20 protein-coding genes are annotated in these 19,714 nt (G+C 56.5%); 9 read left to right on the top strand and 11 right to left on the bottom strand.

What is annotated here, in order from left to right:
• Positions 1-73 precede the first annotated feature (73 nt).
• Positions 74-667 carry an alpha-ketoglutarate-dependent dioxygenase AlkB family protein gene (locus COL8621_RS16150; protein WP_370804696.1) on the top strand — a complete coding sequence of 198 codons (594 nt, stop codon included), beginning with the start codon at positions 74-76 and terminating at the stop codon, positions 665-667.
• A gap of 37 nt (positions 668-704) precedes the next feature.
• Here COL8621_RS16150 and COL8621_RS16145 read toward each other — a convergent pair whose 3' ends face one another.
• On the bottom strand, positions 705-965 hold the full coding sequence (locus tag COL8621_RS16145; protein WP_093968299.1) for a YMGG-like glycine zipper-containing protein: 261 nt from the start codon (positions 963-965) through the stop codon (positions 705-707).
• A 126-nt stretch (positions 966-1,091) separates the two neighbouring features.
• Positions 1,092-1,913 (bottom strand): ABC transporter permease, encoded by an 822-nt coding sequence (locus tag COL8621_RS16140; protein ID WP_093968298.1) that lies wholly within the window; start codon positions 1,911-1,913, stop codon positions 1,092-1,094.
• Between the two features lie 143 nt (positions 1,914-2,056).
• Here COL8621_RS16140 and cysQ point away from each other — a divergent pair, with 143 nt between their 5' ends.
• From cysQ to COL8621_RS16100, 8 genes are all read left to right on the top strand, one after another.
• Positions 2,057-2,854 (top strand): 3'(2'),5'-bisphosphate nucleotidase CysQ, encoded by a 798-nt coding sequence (gene cysQ / locus COL8621_RS16135; RefSeq protein ID WP_093968646.1) that lies wholly within the window; start codon positions 2,057-2,059, stop codon positions 2,852-2,854.
• The gene (locus tag COL8621_RS16130) at positions 2,854-3,654 is read left to right on the top strand and encodes a 3-deoxy-manno-octulosonate cytidylyltransferase (RefSeq protein WP_093968297.1); all 801 of its coding nucleotides are present in this window, start codon (positions 2,854-2,856) and stop codon (positions 3,652-3,654) included. Before cysQ ends, COL8621_RS16130 begins: the two co-directional genes overlap by 1 nt.
• 352 nt (positions 3,655-4,006) lie before the next feature.
• Positions 4,007-4,900, top strand: a complete 894-nt coding sequence (gene galU / locus COL8621_RS16125; RefSeq protein WP_093968296.1) for a UTP--glucose-1-phosphate uridylyltransferase GalU — start codon at positions 4,007-4,009, stop codon at positions 4,898-4,900.
• A gap of 12 nt (positions 4,901-4,912) precedes the next feature.
• The gene (gene galE / locus COL8621_RS16120) at positions 4,913-5,896 is read left to right on the top strand and encodes a UDP-glucose 4-epimerase GalE (protein ID WP_093968295.1); all 984 of its coding nucleotides are present in this window, start codon (positions 4,913-4,915) and stop codon (positions 5,894-5,896) included.
• 31 nt (positions 5,897-5,927) lie between these two features.
• Positions 5,928-6,950 carry a glycosyltransferase family 2 protein gene (locus COL8621_RS16115; RefSeq protein ID WP_093968294.1) on the top strand — a complete coding sequence of 341 codons (1,023 nt, stop codon included), beginning with the start codon at positions 5,928-5,930 and terminating at the stop codon, positions 6,948-6,950.
• Positions 6,951-7,130: 180 nt separating this feature from the next.
• The gene (locus COL8621_RS16110; protein WP_093968293.1) at positions 7,131-8,111 is read left to right on the top strand and encodes a glycosyltransferase family 2 protein; all 981 of its coding nucleotides are present in this window, start codon (positions 7,131-7,133) and stop codon (positions 8,109-8,111) included.
• Positions 8,108-9,805 carry a DUF5927 domain-containing protein gene (locus COL8621_RS16105; protein WP_093968292.1) on the top strand — a complete coding sequence of 566 codons (1,698 nt, stop codon included), beginning with the start codon at positions 8,108-8,110 and terminating at the stop codon, positions 9,803-9,805. Before COL8621_RS16110 ends, COL8621_RS16105 begins: the two co-directional genes overlap by 4 nt.
• A gap of 6 nt (positions 9,806-9,811) precedes the next feature.
• Positions 9,812-11,236: a sulfotransferase family 2 domain-containing protein gene (locus COL8621_RS16100; RefSeq protein ID WP_093968291.1), complete on the top strand. Its 1,425-nt coding sequence runs from the start codon at positions 9,812-9,814 to the stop codon at positions 11,234-11,236.
• On the opposite strand, the gene COL8621_RS16095 is transcribed toward COL8621_RS16100, so the two are convergent.
• From COL8621_RS16095 to katG, 9 genes are all read right to left on the bottom strand, one after another.
• Positions 11,233-11,697, bottom strand: a complete 465-nt coding sequence (locus tag COL8621_RS16095) for a PTS sugar transporter subunit IIA (RefSeq protein WP_093968290.1) — start codon at positions 11,695-11,697, stop codon at positions 11,233-11,235. The two genes, COL8621_RS16100 and COL8621_RS16095, sit on opposite strands and share 4 nt — an antisense overlap.
• Positions 11,698-11,745: 48 nt before the next feature.
• Positions 11,746-12,309, bottom strand: a complete 564-nt coding sequence (gene hpf, locus COL8621_RS16090) for a ribosome hibernation-promoting factor, HPF/YfiA family (RefSeq protein WP_093968289.1) — start codon at positions 12,307-12,309, stop codon at positions 11,746-11,748.
• Positions 12,310-12,364: 55 nt separating this feature from the next.
• Positions 12,365-13,684 carry an RNA polymerase factor sigma-54 gene (rpoN, locus tag COL8621_RS16085; RefSeq protein ID WP_093968288.1) on the bottom strand — a complete coding sequence of 440 codons (1,320 nt, stop codon included), beginning with the start codon at positions 13,682-13,684 and terminating at the stop codon, positions 12,365-12,367.
• 11 nt (positions 13,685-13,695) lie between these two features.
• Complete coding sequence (lptB, locus tag COL8621_RS16080) at positions 13,696-14,457, bottom strand: LPS export ABC transporter ATP-binding protein (RefSeq protein ID WP_093968287.1); 762 nt, start codon at positions 14,455-14,457, stop codon at positions 13,696-13,698.
• Positions 14,454-14,960, bottom strand: coding sequence for a lipopolysaccharide transport periplasmic protein LptA (lptA, locus tag COL8621_RS16075; RefSeq protein WP_093968286.1), 507 nt, complete (start codon positions 14,958-14,960; stop codon positions 14,454-14,456). Before lptA ends, lptB begins: the two co-directional genes overlap by 4 nt.
• The gene (gene lptC, locus COL8621_RS16070; RefSeq protein ID WP_093968285.1) at positions 14,957-15,580 is read right to left on the bottom strand and encodes an LPS export ABC transporter periplasmic protein LptC; all 624 of its coding nucleotides are present in this window, start codon (positions 15,578-15,580) and stop codon (positions 14,957-14,959) included. The genes lptA and lptC overlap by 4 nt, the downstream gene beginning before the upstream one ends.
• Positions 15,581-15,584: 4 nt before the next feature.
• Complete coding sequence (locus COL8621_RS16065) at positions 15,585-16,550, bottom strand: KpsF/GutQ family sugar-phosphate isomerase (RefSeq protein WP_093968284.1); 966 nt, start codon at positions 16,548-16,550, stop codon at positions 15,585-15,587.
• Positions 16,551-16,554: 4 nt separating this feature from the next.
• Positions 16,555-17,166, bottom strand: coding sequence for a ribonuclease D (locus COL8621_RS16060; RefSeq protein WP_093968645.1), 612 nt, complete (start codon positions 17,164-17,166; stop codon positions 16,555-16,557).
• Between the two features lie 245 nt (positions 17,167-17,411).
• A complete protein-coding gene (gene katG, locus COL8621_RS16055; protein WP_093968283.1) occupies positions 17,412-19,586 on the bottom strand; it encodes a catalase/peroxidase HPI in 2,175 nt (724 codons plus the stop codon).
• Positions 19,587-19,714 lie beyond the last annotated feature (128 nt).

Genomic DNA, 19,714 nt, shown 5'->3' with positions numbered 1-19,714 from the left:
AACGGAAATGTGAGGTATAGCCGTGAAAAATGGGCTTAATTCGGGTGTTTCGGCCAAAAGACCGCAGCCAACGCTGACATTGCGCGGATTCGAGCTGTTTAAAACGCTTTTGGATGCAGACGAACAAAACGCGTTGGTCGAAGAACTTCGTAACGTCATTCGCGCCGCGCCGCTGTTTTCGCCGATGACGCCCTATGGAAAACCGATGCGGGTTCGTATGACTTCGGCGGGGAAATATGGGTGGTATTCGGACCGTTCCGGGTATCGGTACGAACCGCGCCACCCGTCTGGCGTGCCATGGCCTCCGATCCCTAATGCCGTATTGCAGCTTTGGCAGACGGTGACCGGAATTGACCGATTGCCGGACTGTTGTTTGGTGAATTTCTATGACGCTGATGCGCGCATGGGGATGCACCAAGACAAGGACGAGGCAGACTTTGGCTGGCCGGTCGTGTCGATCTCTCTTGGGGATGAGGGGCTGTTTCGCATTGGCAATGCCACGCGCGGCGGATCAACGGAAAGCCTTTGGCTGCAATCCGGGGATGTCATGGTGATGGGGGGTGACGCGCGGTTGACCTATCACGGGGTCGACAAAATTCGCGCGGGCTCTTCTTCGTTGCTTCCTAAGGGCGGGCGGATCAATCTGACGTTGCGTGTGGTGGATTAGCAAAGCCCAGCGCGATGACCGGGCTTTGCTGACAATCTTATGATGGGCATTCGGCGACGTATTCTGTGCCATCGGGATATCTGTAAAGGCAGGTCCCGGGTTCCTGCGCCGCACTGATCACTGCCCCGGCGGCAAGACCAGCAGCAGCGCCAATAACCGCGCCTCTGGTTTCGTCTTTGCCGGCAGTCGCAGCGCCGATTGCAGCCCCTGTCGCGGCCCCAAGGGCTGCGGTTTGGCCAGGTGTTTCGCAGGCGGCGACCATGCTGGCCATACCAAGCGCGAGGATCAGTTTCTTCATAACAAATTCTCCGTTCATGCAGGTCGGTGGCCCATCCCTTTTTGCACACCTTAGAAAAGAGATGGACGCACCTTGTCTGTGGAAAGACAACGCAGATGACCGAAGTTGGTTCCGTTTAGGCGGAAATCAGCGCCCCGCGCTCCAGCTAAGAGAGGCGCGGTGGCGGGTGAAATATTCGCCCATCATCCCAAGCATCAGCAACACGATCGACAGGTAAAGTGGGTAGCTGACCGATGAAAAATGCGGGTTATAGTTCATGAAGATGAACCCCCGGTTCTGATCAATCGTGTGAAACAGCGGGTTCCAATCGAACAGGGCAAGCATGCTGCTGGGCAGAGTGTTGGCCACAAACATCTTTCCCGACGCGATCATGTTCGCCCGCGAATAGATGTTAGAGACGATGCCGACAAAGCCGGGAAACCACGGCTTGATCGCCAGCAAAACGATGCCAACCGCGCACCCGGAAAACCACGCCAACAACAGCATTCCAAGCGCACCCATCGGATTAATGATGACGATGGGCGTGACGGCTGCGTGATAGACAAACAGAACCACGCTGACGGACAGGACTTGGATGTAAAGCGAACTCAGCGCAGATGATGTGATGGCGACAACGGTATTCATCGGCGCGTGTTGCATCATGGCCGATGTCGGGCCTTCGGACCCCAAAACGGCGCTCATGGCTTTGTTGTGCGTCAAATAAAGAAACACGCCCGACATAATGTAGAGCAGGAAATCGCCGCGAATGGCCGCGCCCTTCATCCCAAGGATAGAGAACATCAAATAAAAGAACGCGACGAACAGTAGGGTCTGAAAGATATTGGTCAGCAAGCCGATCAGCGGGTTTCGATGAGATTTACGCACGTCTCTTACCGTCGCGTGATAGATCACCGACGCGAGGCTGAACCCACTGGCCCAGTTTGATTGTGACTTGCGTGCCTCGAACATCGGCAAGGATTCCCGGTTTGTCGGCAATGGGCCAAGGCCTGCTTGCCGTTCTTGTGGCAGCAGATCATAAGGTAATTGCGGAATTCTTACAACGCCCGGCGGTTTTACCGCATTGTCGCCGCGGCCTTAACGGAGTCAGGGATTTGGACTTTCAGAAACTGGAAACGGTTAGCCGCCGTGCTGCCTTGGAAGCTGGCGCGAAGATTATGGAAATTTATCAGTCCGACGATTTCGAAGTGAAATCCAAGTCTGATGAAAGCCCGGTAACCGAAGCAGACGAAGCCGCTGACGCGATGATCAGCGCCGCGCTGAAAGAAGCGTTCCCCGACGTTCTGATCGTGACCGAAGAACAGGCCGACAGCCACGCTGAAAGCGCCGAAAATTTCCTGATCGTCGATCCGCTGGATGGCACGAAGGAATTCGTAAAGCGCCGCGGCGAATTTACGGTGAACATCGCCTACGTCGAAAAAGGTGTTCCTGTACGCGGAGTGGTTTACGCCCCCGCTAAGGACCGGCTGTTTTACACGCAGGCTGATGGCACATCGGTCGAAGAAACTGGCGATTTGGCGCTGGATGCTGTTGGCGCGGTTAAGCCGATCAAGGTTTCGACCCCTAACAATGACAGCTTGATCGTCGTCGCCTCTAAGTCGCACCGCGATCAGGCGACGGATGATTACATCGGCAAATACGCTGTTAAAGACATGACCAGCGCCGGTTCGTCGCTGAAGTTCTGCCTTGTCGCAACGGGCGAGGCTGACCTTTACCCGCGTCTTGGCCGGACGATGGAATGGGATACCGCTGCCGGTCACGCTGTTGTTCTGGGTGCTGGTGGTCAGGTTCTTCGGTTCGACGACCACTCGCCTCTGACATACGGCAAACCGATCTATGAAAACCCGTTTTTCATCGTGACCGCACCGGGCGTAGAGCTGAAAGAAGCTTGATGTCCGTACTGATCGTCATTCCCGCCCGCTTTGCGTCCACCCGGTATCCGGGCAAGCCGCTTGTGAACCTGAAAGGTGTAAACGGGCAGGAAAAGAGCCTGATCCAACGTTCGTGGGAGGCGGCGATGGCCGTCTCTGACGCTCCGCGCGTGGTGGTGGCGACGGATGATGATCGGATTCGCACGGCGGCTGAATCCTTCGGGGCCGAGGTTGTGATGACCTCGGAAAAATGCGCCAACGGCACCGAACGCTGCGCCGAGGCGTATGACGCGCTGGGCGGCGGTTTTGATATTGTCGTCAACTTGCAGGGCGATGCGCCGCTGACGCCGTCGTGGTTCGTTGAAGAATTGGTCGGGGGGCTTCGCGCCGACCCGGTGGCCGAAGTTGCCACGCCGGTTTTGCGCTGTGATGGGCGTGCGTTGAACGCGCTGTTGGGCGACCGTCGCGAAGGGCGCGTCGGTGGAACCACCGCTGTTTTCGGACAAGACCGCAAGGCGCTCTATTTCTCGAAAGAAGTCATTCCCTATACGGGGAAGGTGTTCGCCGACGAGGATGAAACGCCGGTGTTCCACCATGTTGGTGTCTATGCCTATCGCCCTTCAGCTTTGGCGGCCTATCCGCGTTGGGATGCTGGCCCGTTGGAGCAGCTTGAAGGGTTGGAGCAGTTGCGTTTTCTTGAACGCGAACGCCCCGTTCTTTGTGTCGAAGTCGAAGGTCGCGGGCGCCAGTTCTGGGAGTTGAACAACCCGGAAGATGTGCCCAGAATCGAAGCAATGTTGGCAGAAATGGCTGTTGAATAGCGGCTGGCGCGGGGGCGAAACCTTTCCTCTTGATTCTCTTTGGGGGGAAGAGGCTACGCGCCACCGTCATCTGTGTTTGCCAAAACGTGCGGCGTCGAATCATGGGTTTCTTTATTCTTGTAGTTTTGCCCCCATATCAGGCATTTAGCAGGAACTTGCCGATGAATTCGGTGTTATGAAAACCTAAATCGGCGGCAATTCTCGCAATTCCGCCATAAGTTCTCCCAAAATGGGTTATATTTTGCACAGGTGCTAAGTAAATTGAGCAAGAAAAATGCGAGAGAAAAGTTCGCGCGTTGCGGGCATGCTTCAATCGATTTCCGCGAACGCGGTTGTGAATTAGGGTGACAGTATGAAAAGAAAAGTTACGAAGGCAATCTTCCCCGTCGCGGGCATGGGAACGCGGTTCCTCCCAGCCACTAAATCTGTCCCCAAAGAAATCATGACACTGGTTGACCGGCCATTGATTCAATATGCAATCGATGAAGCACGTGCAGCCGGTATTAAAGAATTCATCTTCGTTACGGCACGCGGGAAAAGCGCGCTGGAAGATTACTTCGACAGCGCCCCCTTGCTTGAGGCAGAGCTTCGCAAGAAGGGCAAAACCGATCTGTTGGACACGCTGAAAGCCACAAATATGGATAGCGGCGCGATCGCCTATATCCGTCAGCAAAAAGCGCTGGGCCTTGGCCACGCTGTGTGGTGTGCCCGTCGTCTGATTTCGAACGAACCCTTCGCGGTGATCCTGCCCGATGACGTTATCGCGGCTGAAACACCCTGCCTTCAGCAGATGGTCGAAGCATATCAGGAAACCGGTGGCAACATGGTTGCGGCCATGGAAGTGCCACAGGAAAAAGCCGGCGCTTACGGTATTCTTGATGTGAAAGAGGATATGGGCCAGATGGTTTCCGTTGGCGGCATGGTTGAAAAGCCAAACGCAGACGAAGCCCCATCCAACCTTGCCGTAATCGGGCGTTATATCCTGACGCCAAGTGTGATGCAGAACATCAACAAGATGAAACAAGGTGCGGGCGGCGAGATTCAGTTGACCGACGCGATTGCGGCCCAGATCGGTACAGAAGAAGGCGTTTACGGCTTCCGCTTCCGTGGTCAGCGGTTCGACTGTGGTTCCAAGGCGGGCTTCCTGCAGGCAACGGTTGCGTTTGGCCTTGCCCGCGATGAATTGCGCGATGAATTCTCGCAATATCTGGAAGAAATGGCCGCACTTAAGAATGCAGCACAATAAAAGGACGGCGTAGTGCCACATGTTTTGGTCACTGGCGGTGCGGGCTATATCGGCTCGCACGCTTGTAAGGTTTTGCGCGCAGCTGGGTACACACCGGTTACTTTCGACAATCTTTCCACCGGCTGGGCGGACGCGGTTAAGTTTGGCCCGCTAGAGCAGGGCGATCTGAATGACCGCGCGCGGTTGGATGATGTGTTCGCCCGTTACGAACCCGTCGCCGTAATGCATTTCGCGGCCTTCAGCCAAGTTGGCGAAGCGATGCGCGAGCCTGGAAAATACTGGCGCAACAACGTGTGTGGTTCGCTGACGCTAATCGAAGCTGCGGTTGCGGCTGGCTGCCTGAACTTTGTGTTTTCGTCCACCTGTGCCACTTACGGCGACCAAGACGGTGTTGTGTTGGATGAAAACAGCCAGCAGATGCCGTTGAACGCCTATGGCGCTTCAAAACGCGCGATCGAAGATATCCTGACAGACTTTGAGGCCAGCCATGGCCTGAAGTCTGTGATCTTCCGCTATTTCAACGTGGCGGGCGCTGATCCCGAAGCCGAGGTTGGTGAATTCCATCAGCCCGAAACGCACCTTATCCCGCTGATGCTTGATGCGATTGAGGGTAAGCGCCCCGCGCTGACCGTCTTTGGCACGGATTATCCCACGCCCGACGGCACCTGCATCCGTGACTATGTTCACGTGATGGATCTGGTCGACGCGCATGTGTTGGGTGTGAAGTGGCTGGAAGACGGCAAAGGCAGCCGCGTGTTCAACCTTGGCACCGGCAAAGGCTTTTCCGTGCGCGAAGTGATTGATCAATCGCGAACCGTGACAAATCGCGAAGTTCCGTATGAGATTGGGCCACGGCGCGGCGGCGATGCGGTGCAGCTGGTTTCTGGGTCTACCCGCGCAGAAGCAGAGCTTGGCTGGAAGCCGAAACGCTCCACCATGGACGCGATGATCAAGGATGCATGGCGTTGGCACCAAAACGGTAGCTATAAGGGCTGAGCCCATTAGCGGGCAGAGGACGTGTTCGCCAATGAGGATGCCTTCCAAGTTATGGACAGCGTACCGCCTGCGCCTAAAGCGCCGGCGGTATCTGTTTCGGGCATTTCGCAAACGTCGTCAGCTGACCGAGGTGGAAAACCGCACGGCTGACATTCTGCCCAGTGATATTCTGGCGTTCGCGACCGTGCGCAACGAACTTATCCGGCTTCCGCATTTTTTGGACCATTACAGAAAGCTGGGCGTCGGGCACTTTCTGTTTGTCGATAATCAAAGCGATGACGGGACGGCGGAATATCTGCGCCAGCAACCCGATGTTTCGCTTTGGTCCACCGGGCACAGCTATAAGGCTGCGCGGTTTGGCGTGGATTGGCTTACCTGGCTTCAGGTCAAATATGGTCATGGGCATTGGTGCCTGACCTTGGATGCCGACGAATTACTGGTTTATCCCTATTATGAAAGTCGGCCCTTGGCGGCACTGACCGCGTGGCTTGATTCCACCGGCGAACGGTCTTTTGGCGCGATGATGTTGGATATGTACCCAGAGGGCCGCTTGGACGATCAAACCTATGTCGCTGGCGAAGACCCGATCGACATTTTGGGCTGGTTCGATAGCGGCAACTACATCATCCATCGACAGCCAGAGCTGCAAAACCTGTGGGTGCAAGGCGGCGTTCGTGCGCGCAGTTTCTTTGCAAATAACCCGCGTCGTGCCCCGACGCTTAGCAAAACGCCCTTGGTGAAGTGGAACCGCAGGTTTGCCTATGTCAGCTCAACCCACAGCATTTTGCCGCCTGATCTGAACCACGTTTACGACGACACCGGCGGGGAAAAGACATCGGGCATATTGCTTCATACAAAGTTCCTGCACACGGTCATTGAAAAGTCACGTGAGGAAAAACTGCGCAAAGAACATTTTGCCGTTAGCAGTCTTTACGACGAATACTACGATAGCATCGCGGCGGACCCGGTTTTGTGGACCGAAAAATCGACCCGCTATAGGAATTGGCGACAGTTGGAAGCGATGGGTCTGATGTCGAAAGGCGGGTGGCTTTAGAACGGTCCGGGATGATCTTTGGTGGCAGAACTGCCTGCTTGTGAAGAAATCGGCTGTGTTGGGGTCGAAAACCTATGAAAAGCAGCTACATAACCGCTACTAATGATCCATGGCTGGATCTAGTCGCTTAGGGAGTGAGAAGAGTAACAGTTGGGCGCGTGGAATTCATATCGCTTACGAATGAAAAGAAAGCAGTTGCTGTTCCGTGCCTTCCGTAAACGGCGGGAGATGACGCCCGTTGCCAATCGCACCGCCAGCATCGCCAAAGGTGACATCCTTCTTTTCGCGACAATCCGTAACGAAGAAGTGCGCCTGCCGTATTTCCTGAAATACTATCGCAACCTCGGCGTTGATCATTTTCTGATCGTTGACAACGGCAGCGAAGATGGCGGCCGCGCCCTGTTGGAGGGTCAGCCGGATGTCTCTCTCTGGTCCTGCGACAAAAGCTATAAGAAATCCCGTTACGGCGCCGATTGGCTGAACTGGCTGCAACGTAAATATGGGCATGATCATTGGTCGCTGGTCGTCGATGTGGACGAATTTTTCGTCTACCCCTTCTGCGACTCGCGCCCGATCCGGGCCTTGACCGACTGGCTGGACAATTCAGGCAGGCGCAGCTTTTCGGCGATGCTGCTTGATATGTATCCGCGTGGGCCTTTGGACTTGGTCCCCTATAAAGCGGGCCAGAACCCGTTTGAGATTGCCGAATGGTTCGATAGCGGCAACTACACGATGAAGAAGAATAACTTCTTGGGGAACCTGTGGATTCAAGGCGGACCACGGGCGCGGGAATACTTTTCCGACAACCCTGCCAGTTCACCGGCACTGAATAAGATACCGCTGGTGAAATGGCACCGCAGCTATGCCTATGTCAGTTCTACCCATATGTTGTTACCGCGTGGGCTAAACCTTGCGTATGACGAATGGGGTGGGGAAAAGGCATCGGGCTGCCTGTTGCATGCTAAGTTTATCAATACGCTGGCCTCTAAGTCGCAAGAAGAGCTTCTGCGAAAACAGCATTTTGCCGACGGTAAGGAATACAAAGCCTATTACGCTGGCCTGAAAGAAGACACCGGGCTGTGGAGCAAGTGGTCAGAGCAATACATCAACTGGCGCCAGCTTGAAATTCTGGGCCTGATGTCGAAGGGGAACTGGGCATGAGTGTCGGCTTCATCATGCTGGTTCATGCCGCGCTTGATCGGGCGTCTTCGGTGGCACGCCACTGGGCGAACAGCGGGTGCCCTGTTGTCATCCATGTCGATGCAAAAGTGTCCGATGCGGATCATGCTGCGTTCGTCGACGGCTTGTCAGATCTTGATAATGTTAAGTTCTGCGCGCGTACCGATGTGGAGTGGGGAACGTGGTCTGTCGTGAAAGCAACGATCGCCGCCTCGGAAATGGCGCTAGAGGCGTTTCCACACACGCACCATATCTATTTTGCATCAGGCTCGTGCCTGCCCCTGCGCCCCGTGCAAGAACTGAAGGCCTATTTGGCCAGCCGCCCGCGAACCGATTTCATTGAATCCGCCACCACGGATGATGTGCCTTGGACAATCGGCGGGCTGGACAGTGAACGCTTTACCCTGCGCTTTCCTTTTTCGTGGAAAAAGCACCGGTATCTGTTTGATCGATACGTGCGTTTCCAACGCAAAATCGGGTTTAAACGGCGCGTTCCCGCCAAGTTAGTGCCGCATCTTGGGTCGCAATGGTGGTGTCTGACCAGACAGACGCTAACGGCCGTTTTGCAAGATCCAGACAGGCCAACCTATGATCGGTTTTTCCGGCGCGTCTGGATTCCCGATGAAAGCTATTTCCAGACGCTGGTGCGCCTGCATAGCCAAAGCATCGAAAGCCGCTCGCTTACCCTTTCGAAGTTCGATTTTCAGGGAAAGCCGCACATTTTCTATGATGACCATCTGCAATTGCTGCGTCGGTCTGATTGTTTTGTGGCGCGCAAAATCTGGCCACAGGCGGATAAGCTTTACTCAAGCTTTTTGTCCAACGATCCAGCGGTCACCAAAAACACCGAACCGAACCCAGGTCAAATCGACCGGATTTTCACCAAAGCGGTCGAGCGGCGCAAAAAAGGCCGGCCCGGCCTATACATGCACAGTCGTTTTCCGAAGGAAGAGTGGGAAAACGGAAAAACCTGCGCGCGCTATTCAGTGTTCGAAGGTTTCAGCGACTTGTTCGAAAACTTCGAAACCTGGCTGTTTAAGGCCGTGGGTGGGCGTGTTCACGGGCATCTGTTCCACCCTGATTCCGTGCAGTTTGCCGGTGGCGAAACGATCTATAACGGTGGCCTGTCAAACAGCGCTGCCTTGCGCGACTATGAACCCAAGGCCTTTCTAACCAGTCTGATCTGGAACACCCGCGGCGAACGGCAGTGTTTTCAATTCGGGCCCGGCGACGCGCAGCAGATAAGCAAGTTCATGGCGATGGACACCAACGCACAAATCTCGGTCATTACGGGCGCTTGGGCTGTGCCGTTGTTCAAATCATCCGACAACTTCGCCTATATCCGGCGCGAGGCAGCAGCATTGCAAAAGATTGAAGCAAAGCATTTGCAGATACTGCGTTCGACCCACGCGAAGGCTCAGGTTCGGGTTTGGACGATGGCTGACTTCATCCAAAACCCGATGGAACCGCTGCAAGAGATTGTCGATGACATCGCCCCGCGTGGCCAGCACCGGTTGGCCGAGGCACCGCAATTGGTGAATTTGGATGGCTTTGGCCAGTTCCTCCAGAACCTGAAAAATCAGGGGATGCACCCTTATCTTATGGGCGACTTCCCGGTGGGTGATGATTTGCAGGCATCGGCTGCCAAACCACAGCGTCCCTATCTGGTGAAGTAACCTGTCATGTCCGGTAAATTCGACTATTTCGTTGTTCTGGCCGAGATGCGCACAGGCTCCAACTTTCTAGAATCCAATATCAACGCGTTCGAAGGGCTTCGGTGCTATGGCGAGGTTTTTAACCCCCATTTCATCGGGCAAAAAAGCAGACGAGAGCTGTTCGGCGTTGATATGGCCCTGCGCGAGGCGGACCCACTAAAGCTGATCACGGCCATCAAGGCTGAAACACATGCGCTGCCTGGTTTTCGGTTCTTTCACGACCATGACCCTCGCATCATGGATCATGTGTTGAATGATCCGCGCTGTGCGAAAATCATTCTGACCCGGAATCCGGTTGATAGCTATGTGTCGCTAATGATTGCGCGGGAAACCGGGCAGTGGAAACTGGGCGATATGAAGCATCAACGCTCGGCCACGGTTACGTTCGATGCGGACGATTTTGAACGCTATCTGGCGGGCATTCAGGGCGCGCAGCTTCGGCTTCAGCGCAGCCTGCAAACCAGCGGGCAGACCGCGTTTTACATCGCATACGACGACCTGCGCGATGTGGACGTGTTGAACGGCTTAGCCCGGTTTTTAGGTGTAACAGAGACGGTAAAGGCGCTGGCGGGTGGTGTAAAAAAACAAAACCCTGCTCCGCTGTCAGAAAAGGTTTCGAATTACGCTGATATGCAGGCCGCCCTCGCCGGATTGGACCGGTTTGATCTTTCGCGAACGCCCAGTTTTGAACCCCGCCGCGGCCCGCTGGTTCCCGGATATGTTGCCGCCGCCAACGCGCCGCTGATCTATCTTCCGCTACATGGCGGCCCCGTAACACAGGTTGAGGGATGGCTGTCTGCGATTGATGGGGGCACGCCAAACGATTTGCGGCGCAAGTTCACCCAAAAGACCCTGCGCCAGTGGAAGCGCCGCAACCCCGGGCATCGCAGCTTCACCGTGGTCACACACCCGGTTCAGCGCGCGCACACCGCGTTTTGCGAACGTATTTTGAGCACCGGAGAGGGCAGTAACCCCGAGCTTCGTGCCGTTCTTGTGGATAATTACAAGCTGCCGGTGCCCAAGAACGGGCCCGACGAAAACTATGGTGCCGTACAGCACCGCACCGCGTTCTTGGCGTTTCTTAACTTCCTGAAAGGGAACTTGGGCGGGCAGACCAGTGTGCGCGTTGATCCATCCTGGGCATCGCAAAGCAATCTGTTGCAGGGTATGGGCGAATTCGCGCTGCCGGATATGGTGATGCGTGAAGAACGCTTGGCCGAAGACCTTGCCCTGATCGCGGGTATGGTTGGCTGTAATGTGCCGGACGTCGATGCTCCGCCACAGCTGCCTGTGGCGCTGTCTGAAATCTACGATGAAGAAGTAGAAGCCGCCGCGCGGGATGTTTACCAGCGCGACTATATGACATTCGGCTACCGGGCGTGGCGCGCTTAGGCGGCTTGCGAGGCAGGGCCTTCGGTTAGAACCGCGTGAAGTGCAGCGGGGTCTAGGTTTGCGCGAAGCTTGGCGCAAATCGTTGCGTCACGCAGTGTGCGCGATACCAAAGCCAATGCTTTAAGGTGATCGACGCCTGAATCTTTTGGTGCAAACAACGCAAATACCAAATCCACAGGCTGGCGATCCACCGCATCAAAATCCAACGGTTTTTCCAGCCGCAGGAATGCGCCAGCGACGTGATCCAGCCCTTCAAGGCGGGCGTGAGGCAAGGCAACGCCGTGTCCAACGCCCGTCGGGCCCAGACTTTCGCGTTCCTGAAGTGCGTCAACGACATCAGAGCCGTTAAGAGAATACACAGAAGCAGCCATCTCTCCCAAATCTTGGAAGAGACGTTTTTTACTTGAAAGCGTGCCAAATACTTTGACCGCCTCGGGCCTTAAAATGCTCGAGAGTTCCATTTATCCAGTGCTTTGCCGCCCTGTTACAGGCGCTCCGTTTACTGCCCTTTAAGGATCAATCCACCCCACATTGCCGTCTTCACGGCTATGCACGACATTGACCCCCCCAGTCTTTTCATTGCGGAAAACCAAAAGAGGGACCCCGGCCAGTTCCATTTGCATCACCGCTTCACCAACCGAAAGCGACGGAATACTTGTTTCCATCTCGGCAATGATCATGGGCTGGAGCGTCTCGGGTTCCGACTCTTCGTTGTCTTCAGCACTGGCGAGGATATACGAGGAACCGCCGGTTAATTCAACCGGCTGCGAGCGTTCACGGTGATGGTCCTTCAATCTCCGCTTATAGCGGCGCAACTGTTTTTCCATTTTATCGCGGCAACCATCGAACGCAGAATAGATTTCTGTTGCGTGGGCTTTCGCTTGGGCCGTCAGGCCGGTTGATAAGTGTACGGTAGCTTCACAGACATACTCGTGCGCATTGCGTGAAAAGATGACTTGGGCGTCAGTTGGGCGTTCTGCATATTTGTCGACGGCTTCGCCAAGCTCTTGTTTTACATGGGTTTGCAGGGCTTCGCCGATGTCGATTTGTTTTCCGCTGATTTGGTAGCGCATACAATGCCTCCTGTTAATGACGCAGAAAAACGCGGGTCACGCGGACGTGTCCGTATCAAGGCTGATCTGGGGGTTCGCCTCCCGGAGCCTCCGGGCGCGTCCGCCGCGCGACCTTGCGTCGGCTGCGTTCGAACGATGATGGAACATTCATACATCCCCTGTATTTGGCGACAGTTCGACGGGCGATGTCAACGCCTTCGCGTTTAAGAATGGTCGTAATTTCATCGTCCGAAAGGGTCGAATCGGCGTCTTCCTGCTCTATCAGGCGTCGAATTTTGCGCTGAACGACATAGGCAGAAACGCGTTTTCCGTCGGCATTTCCCACGCTGGATGTCAGGAAATCGGACAGTGGATAGACCACGCCATTAAACGTAAGCGCCTTATCTGTAAGGGCGCGACCGACAGTTGATGGGTGAAGGTTCAACGCCTCGGCTAGGGCGGCGCGGGTCAGGGGCTCCATGTGGTCGGGGCCGAAGGTAAAGAACTTTTGCTGACGTGCGACAAGCGCTGTGGCTACTTGGCGTAGGGTCTGCGCGCGAAAGGCTAGGCCGTTCACCAATGCCTCGGCTGGGGCGCGATGGGCGCGCAGAAGCTCATCTTTTGCGTCGAGTCGCGCCAAAAGTTCAGCATCAAGGCGAACGGCCGGCATGACAGATTGGTTGATATCCACACGAAACCCACCCTGACCATCTTCTTCGACCAGCACCTCGGGCATGATGTGGCGCGTCGGTTCTGCGACTTGGCGGGCTGGGCGCGGGTTCAGGGTGCGGATCAAATCGGTAAGCTTTTCAAGTTCCGCCTGGGGCAGCCCGATCAGCTTTTCAGCCTTCTTCCAATTTCCTTCGACCAAAATATCAAGATGCTGACACGCCAGCCGCGCAACATCACCCGAAACGCCCTTGTCGATCAGTTGTAGCTGCAGACATTCCGCAAGGTTGCGCGCCCCAACCCCGACGGGTTCACAGGCCTGCAAGGCACGAATGGAGGCGGCCACATGATCAAGCGGAAGGCCAAGGTTCTGTGATAACTCTTCGGCGGTGCTATCCAGATAGCCGTCGTCGGTCAGGTCGCCCGTCAGGAACTGCGCCAACAGCATGGTGGGGCGTTCCAGCTGCATCAGAGACAGTTGGTGCCGCAGGTTTTGTGCAAGGGTTTCTTGCTCAGCAACGAAATCTTCTGCGCCCTCCATACCCCCGCGAAAGCTGACGGGCTGGGCGTCTTCCACCAGAATCAGCGGGTTTTCCGCCGCCAGCCGCGCGATTTCGGCGTGCAGTTCAATGATAGGCGTCTGAAGGATTTGCAGCCCATGTCGCAGGGCAGGCGTTAGCGCGATGCGCTGTGTTTGACGTGGTTGAAGCCGTTGGTTTAACGCCATGGCTTGCGTCCTTACGATATGCGGAAACTTTGGCCCAGATAGACCCGCCGCACGTTTTCGTCGCGCACGACTTCGTCTGTTGTGCCGCTCATCAGTACCTTGCCGTCATGCAGGATATACGCGCGATCGACGATTTCCAGCGTTTCGCGCACGTTGTGATCGGTGATCAGCACGCCGATGCCGCGGTTCTTCAGATCAGATACCAGCCCGCGAATTTCACCCACCGCGATTGGATCGACCCCGGCAAAGGGTTCATCCAGCAGCAGGTATTTCGGGTTCGCCGCCAAACAGCGTGCGATTTCGACACGCCGGCGTTCGCCACCAGACAACGAAAGGGCAGGGGCGCGCCGAAGGTGGCCGATTGAGAATTCCGAAAGCAGCTCTTCCAGACGCTCGCGGCGCTTGTGGCGGTCTTTTTCGGATATTTCGAGAATGGCGAGGATGTTATCCTCAACGCTCATCCCGCGAAAAATGCTGACCTCTTGCGGCAGATAGCCGATGCCAAGCTTGGCACGCCGATACATTGGCAGGGCGGTAACTTCGCGCCCGTCGATGGTGACAGACCCGCCTTCGGGCCGGATTAGACCCGCAATATTGTAAAAACACGTGGTCTTGCCCGAACCGTTTGGCCCCAGCAATGCAACAACTTCGCCGCGGCCAAGTTCAAGGCTGACATCGCGAATGACAGGGCGGCGGCGGTAACTTTTGCGCAGGTTCACGACCTTCAGGCCAACATCGCCGTCAGCAACTGTAAGGTCGGGGGCTTGGCTCATTGGTTCGCGCCCGGTTGGAAGATGGTTTTAACGCGGCCTTCCATCTGTCCGGTGCCAGCTTGCAGATCCACAACAAGCCGCTGCCCGGAAAGCGCGCTTAGGCCCTGTGTCAGGATCACGTCACCGGTCATCACGATGGAACCGGACGCAAGCGTATAAATCGCCTCTTGCGCCTCTGCGGCTTCACCGCCGTTCACCAAGACGACGTTGCCGGTTGCGTGCATGCGTTGGATGTCGCCGCTTTGCTGGCCGTTTTCAGTTGCGTATTCCACCTGAACCCGGTTGGCAGACAGGCGCATTTCGCCTTGGCCAATCAAAACATTCCCGGTGAAGATCGCGGTGCCGTCTGCTTGGTTAACGCGCAGCTCATCAGCGGTCACCTCAACCGGCAGTGATGTGTCCTGCTTCAACCCGCCAAACGCGACCTGCGCGCCCTGAGCAAAAGCCAAAGCGGGCAGTAAAGTTAGGCACAATGCCATAAGGCCGGTCCGCAAACGCATCATTCCAATTCCCCTTGCTCCGCAGGATCGTATACCAGTTTCACACCCTGCTTGAAAACCAGAAGATACCCGCCATTTTCCCCGTTGGTCTGGTTCAGCTCCATCTGGCCAGCCGTCAGTGTGCCCAAGGGGCCAGTGGCGTTGATTGTGCTGTCCGTCACGACCGAGGTTTGGTCCAGCGCGGTGGTCAGTTTGTTGGTGGTGATGTGATAACCATCTGACGTATCGATGATAACCCCGCCGTCCAGCACTGCGTTGCCCGCGCCCGTATCAATTTGGCCGCTGGCGGACTGGATGTCGGTATGGCCCCCATTCGCAAAGTCCAGCCGCGCGGTCATTGCCGTCGCCGATGCTCGTTCGGGGTTTCCAAGTTCAGGGATGGCGGATTCGGCGGATACCGATATTGCGGTTCCGTCGGATGTTACGCCGGAATAGTGGGGGGCGTTGACGCGCTGTTCGCGCACCAATTGTTCAACATCCACGTTTGAATAGGGGATGGACCGGGTTGGATCCACATCCCGTGAAAACAGGAACAGCGTTGAAAGCAGCGCCAGCGCGGCCAGTGGCAATACGATTTTGGCCAGCGCAATAAAGCGGGAATAGGTGTTATCGAACGAGGCCATCGCCTCAGGCCACCCCGGCGCGCAGGCAGTCGTGAATGTGCAAAATCCCTTGGGCGCTGCCATCCCCATCGGGTTCGACGACGAACAGGCAGGTGATCTTGCGGTCATTCATCAGGGCCACGGCCTCTTCCGCCAACGCGGTCGGTGCGATGGTCAGTGGGCTTTCCGTCATTACCTGATCTGCGGTCAAGTCCAGCAGCCCCTTCATGTGGCGGCGAAGGTCACCATCCGTCACGATGCCGATCAGTTTGCCATCGCTATTCGTGACACCCACCACGCCAAAGGTCTTTTGGCTCATCGTTAACAGGGCGTCGCTCATCGGGGTGCCGGTGCGCACGGTTGGCACCTCAACGGCGCCGTGCATCAGGTCGCGCACTTTGGACAGGCGCGCGCCCAGTTTGCCACCGGGGTGGAATTCGCGGAAATGTTCGGGCGTAAATTGGCGGTGTTCCATCAACGCAATGGCCAGCGCATCACCCAATGCCAAGGTCATCGTGGTGGATGTGGTCGGGACGATGCCGGTGTCACAGGCTTCTTCCGCGGGGGGCAGCAACAGCGCCACGTCGGATTCGCGCAACAGGGTCGAATTTGACCGGCTTGCCACCCCGATCATCGGGATGGAAAAACGGCGGGTATAGGCAATGATATCCGCCAGTTCAGGCGTTTCGCCCGAATTTGACAGCACCAGCGCAACATCGCCCTTTGCCACCATGCCAAGGTCGCCGTGGCTTGCCTCGGCCGGGTGCACGAACTGCGCCGGTGTGCCGGTTGAAGCAAAGGTGGCCGCGATTTTGCGTGCGATGTGGCCCGATTTGCCCATGCCCGAAACGATCACCCGACCGCGGGCTTTCAACAAGACCTCGACCGCCTCGGAAAAGCTGTCGCCCAAAGCGTCAGAGAGGAGGGCCAGCGCGTCAGCCTCGCGTGTGATGACGCGGCGGCCGGTTTGGATGAAGGTTTCGTTTGTCATGGGATCAATGATCAAAAATGTCGATTTCGGGCCAGCCCGCAAGGTCCAGTTGCGCGCGGACCGGCAAGAAATCATAGCACGACTGTGCCAGTTCCATGCGTCCTTCGCGCACAAGGCGTGTGTTCAATTCGTCGCGCAGGCGGTGCAGGTACAGCACGTCGGACGCCGCATAGGAAAGCTGCGCCTCGGTCAACTCAGCCGCGCCCCAGTCAGAGCTTTGCTGTTGCTTCGAGATATCTACGCCGATCAATTCCTGAAGCAGCGCTTTCAGCCCGTGACGGTCGGTGTAGGTGCGGATCAGTTTGGACGCGATCTTGGTGCAATAGACAGGCGCGGCCAGTGTGCCAAACGCGTTGTACATCGCGGCAATGTCAAAACGGCCAAAATGGAACAGCTTCAGCACGTTCGGATCGGCCAGCATTTTGCACAGGTTCGGTGCCTCGGTCTGGCCGATTTCGATCTGCACCATATGCGCGTTTCCGTCACCGCCCGACATCTGCACAACGCACAGGCGGTCACGATGTGGGTTCAGCCCCATGGTTTCACAGTCGATGGCAACAACTGGACCAAGGTCCAGATCATCGGGAAGGTCGTTCTTATAAAGGAAATTCGCCACGTCGGCCCCTGATCCAAGGGGCGCGACCAAAGGTTTTGGCCAACTTAACCCCGCAAGCATTGTTTAGCCGCAGCCGCATGGTCGTTCTAACCGCGCGCTGAGCCGCATTTATCTAACGATGCTGGCGTCTTGGTGCAACCTGTATGGGGGCTTGGGCGCGGCGATGAATTGCCGATGTCGTTTATTGCGCGGGAAACCCCGGCCATAAGAGGCTCCCCGCGCAGGTGCGCGGAGAGCCCAATTGTTTAGACGAGGTCGAAGCGATCCGCGTTCATAACTTTGGCCCAAGCGGCAACAAAGTCGTTCACGAACTTCTCGGCGTTGTCATCCTGAGCGTAAACTTCCGCATAGGCGCGCAGGATCGAGTTGGAACCGAACACCAGATCCATGCGGGTCGCTGTCCACTTCACGTCGCCAGACTGGCGATCACAGATTTCGTAAAGACCGCCATCAACGGGCTTCCACGAATAGGCCATGTCGGTCAGGTTAACGAAGAAATCGTTCGTCAACGCGCCGACCCGGTCTGTGAACACACCGTGCGACGTGCCACCGTAGTTGGTGCCAAGAACACGCATGCCGCCCGTCAGAACGGTCATTTCGTCCGCGGTCAAGCCCATCAGCTGCGTGCGGTCCAGCATCAGCTCTTCTGGGCTAACGACGTAGTCCTTTTTCAGCCAGTTACGGTAACCATCAGCAAGTGGTTCCAGCGGTTCGAACGACTCTGCATCGGTCATCTCGTCGGTGGCGTCGCCACGACCTGCCGAGAATGGAACCGTTACGTCAAAACCAGCGGCCTTGGCTGCCTGTTCGACACCAACGTTACCGGCCAGAACGATCACGTCAGCCACGCTTGCGCCGGTATCGGCTGCGATGCCTTCCAAAATGCCAAGCACTTTGGCCAGACGTGCAGGTTCGTTGCCTTCCCAGTCTTTCTGAGGAGCCAGACGGATGCGCGCGCCATTGGCACCGCCCCGCATGTCCGAGCCGCGATAAGTCCGGGCGCTGTCCCAAGCGGTGGAAACCATTTCGCTGACGGTCAGACCGCTGGCGGCGATGGCACCTTTTACAGCAACGACATCGTAGTCGGTGTTGCCAGCAGGGATCGGGTCTTGCCAGATCAGATCTTCCTGCGGGACATCGGGGCCAACATAGTTTGCCTTGGGGCCCATATCGCGGTGCGTCAGCTTGAACCAAGCGCGGGCGAACGTGTCGGCGAAATACGCTGGATCAGCGATGAATTTCTGACAGATCGCGTTGTAAGCCGGGTCAACCTTCATCGCCATGTCGGCGTCGGTCATCATCGGGTTGTGACGCTTGGATGGATCACTTGCATCCAGTGGCTTGTCGTCTTCCTTGATAGAGACGGGTTCCCACTGTTGTGCGCCTGCTGGCGACTTGCGCAGTTCCCACTCGTGCCCGAACAGCATGTCGAAAAAGCCCATGTCGAACTTTGTCGGCTCGGATGTCCAAGCGCCTTCAAGACCCGAGGTCACGGCGTTAGCTGCCTTGCCCTTCATGTTCGGGTTGGACCAGCCAAAGCCCTGCTCTTCGATGCCAGCGGTTTCTGGATCAGCGCCCAGCGCGTCAGCATTGCCGTTACCGTGGGTCTTACCGACGGTGTGACCACCAGCCGTCAGCGCGACGGTTTCTTCGTCGTTCATCGCCATACGGGCAAAGGTTTCGCGAACCTGAGCGGCTGTTTTCAGCGGATCAGGTGTGCCGTTCACGCCTTCAGGGTTCACATAGATCAGGCCCATCTGAACTGCGGCCAGCGGATTTTCCATCGTGGATGGATCATCAACGTTTTCGTAACGGCCATCGCTTGGTGCCAGCCACTCTTTTTCCGAACCCCAATAGGTGTCGATTTCAGGGTGCCAGATATCTTCGCGACCAAAGGCAAAGCCAAACGTCTTCAGACCCATGGATTCATAGGCGATGTTGCCGGCAAGGATCATCAGGTCGGCCCAGCTGATCTTGTTGCCGTATTTCTTTTTGATGGGCCACAGCAGACGGCGGGCTTTGTCCAAGCTTACGTTATCCGGCCAAGAGTTCAGAGGCGCGAAACGCTGGTTGCCAGTGCCGCCGCCACCACGGCCATCGGCCAGACGGTAAGACCCTGCCGAATGCCACGCCATGCGGATCATCAGACCACCGTAGTGACCCCAGTCTGCTGGCCACCAGTCTTGGCTGTCGGTCATCAGCGCGTGCAGGTCTTTTTTCAGCGCGTCGACATCCAGCTTCTTAAGCTCTTCGCGATAGTCGAAATCAGGACCCATCGGGTTGGTCTTGGTGTCGTGCTGGTGAAGGATGTCCAGGTTAAGCGCGTTCGGCCACCATTCCATTACCGAATTGCTGCTGGCGGTGTTCGCCCCATGCATGACCGGGCATTTGCCAGCCGCATTGATATCGTTGCCGTCCATTTTTTCCTCCGAGAGAAGCTGCGTTTATCGTGGCACGGAAAGACGACCCCAGCACAAAACCGTTGCGCAACTGCGTGGCGATTCTGGATGAAGGGGCGTCCTCTTGCGCGAAAATTACAGGAGTCTGG

The sequence above is a fragment of the Actibacterium lipolyticum genome (assembly GCF_900184935.1).
GTDB classification, from domain to species: domain Bacteria; phylum Pseudomonadota; class Alphaproteobacteria; order Rhodobacterales; family Rhodobacteraceae; genus Actibacterium_A; species Actibacterium_A lipolyticum.
Note: the sequence above shows the minus strand (reverse complement) of the source record. Positions and strands in the feature narration are given on the sequence as shown.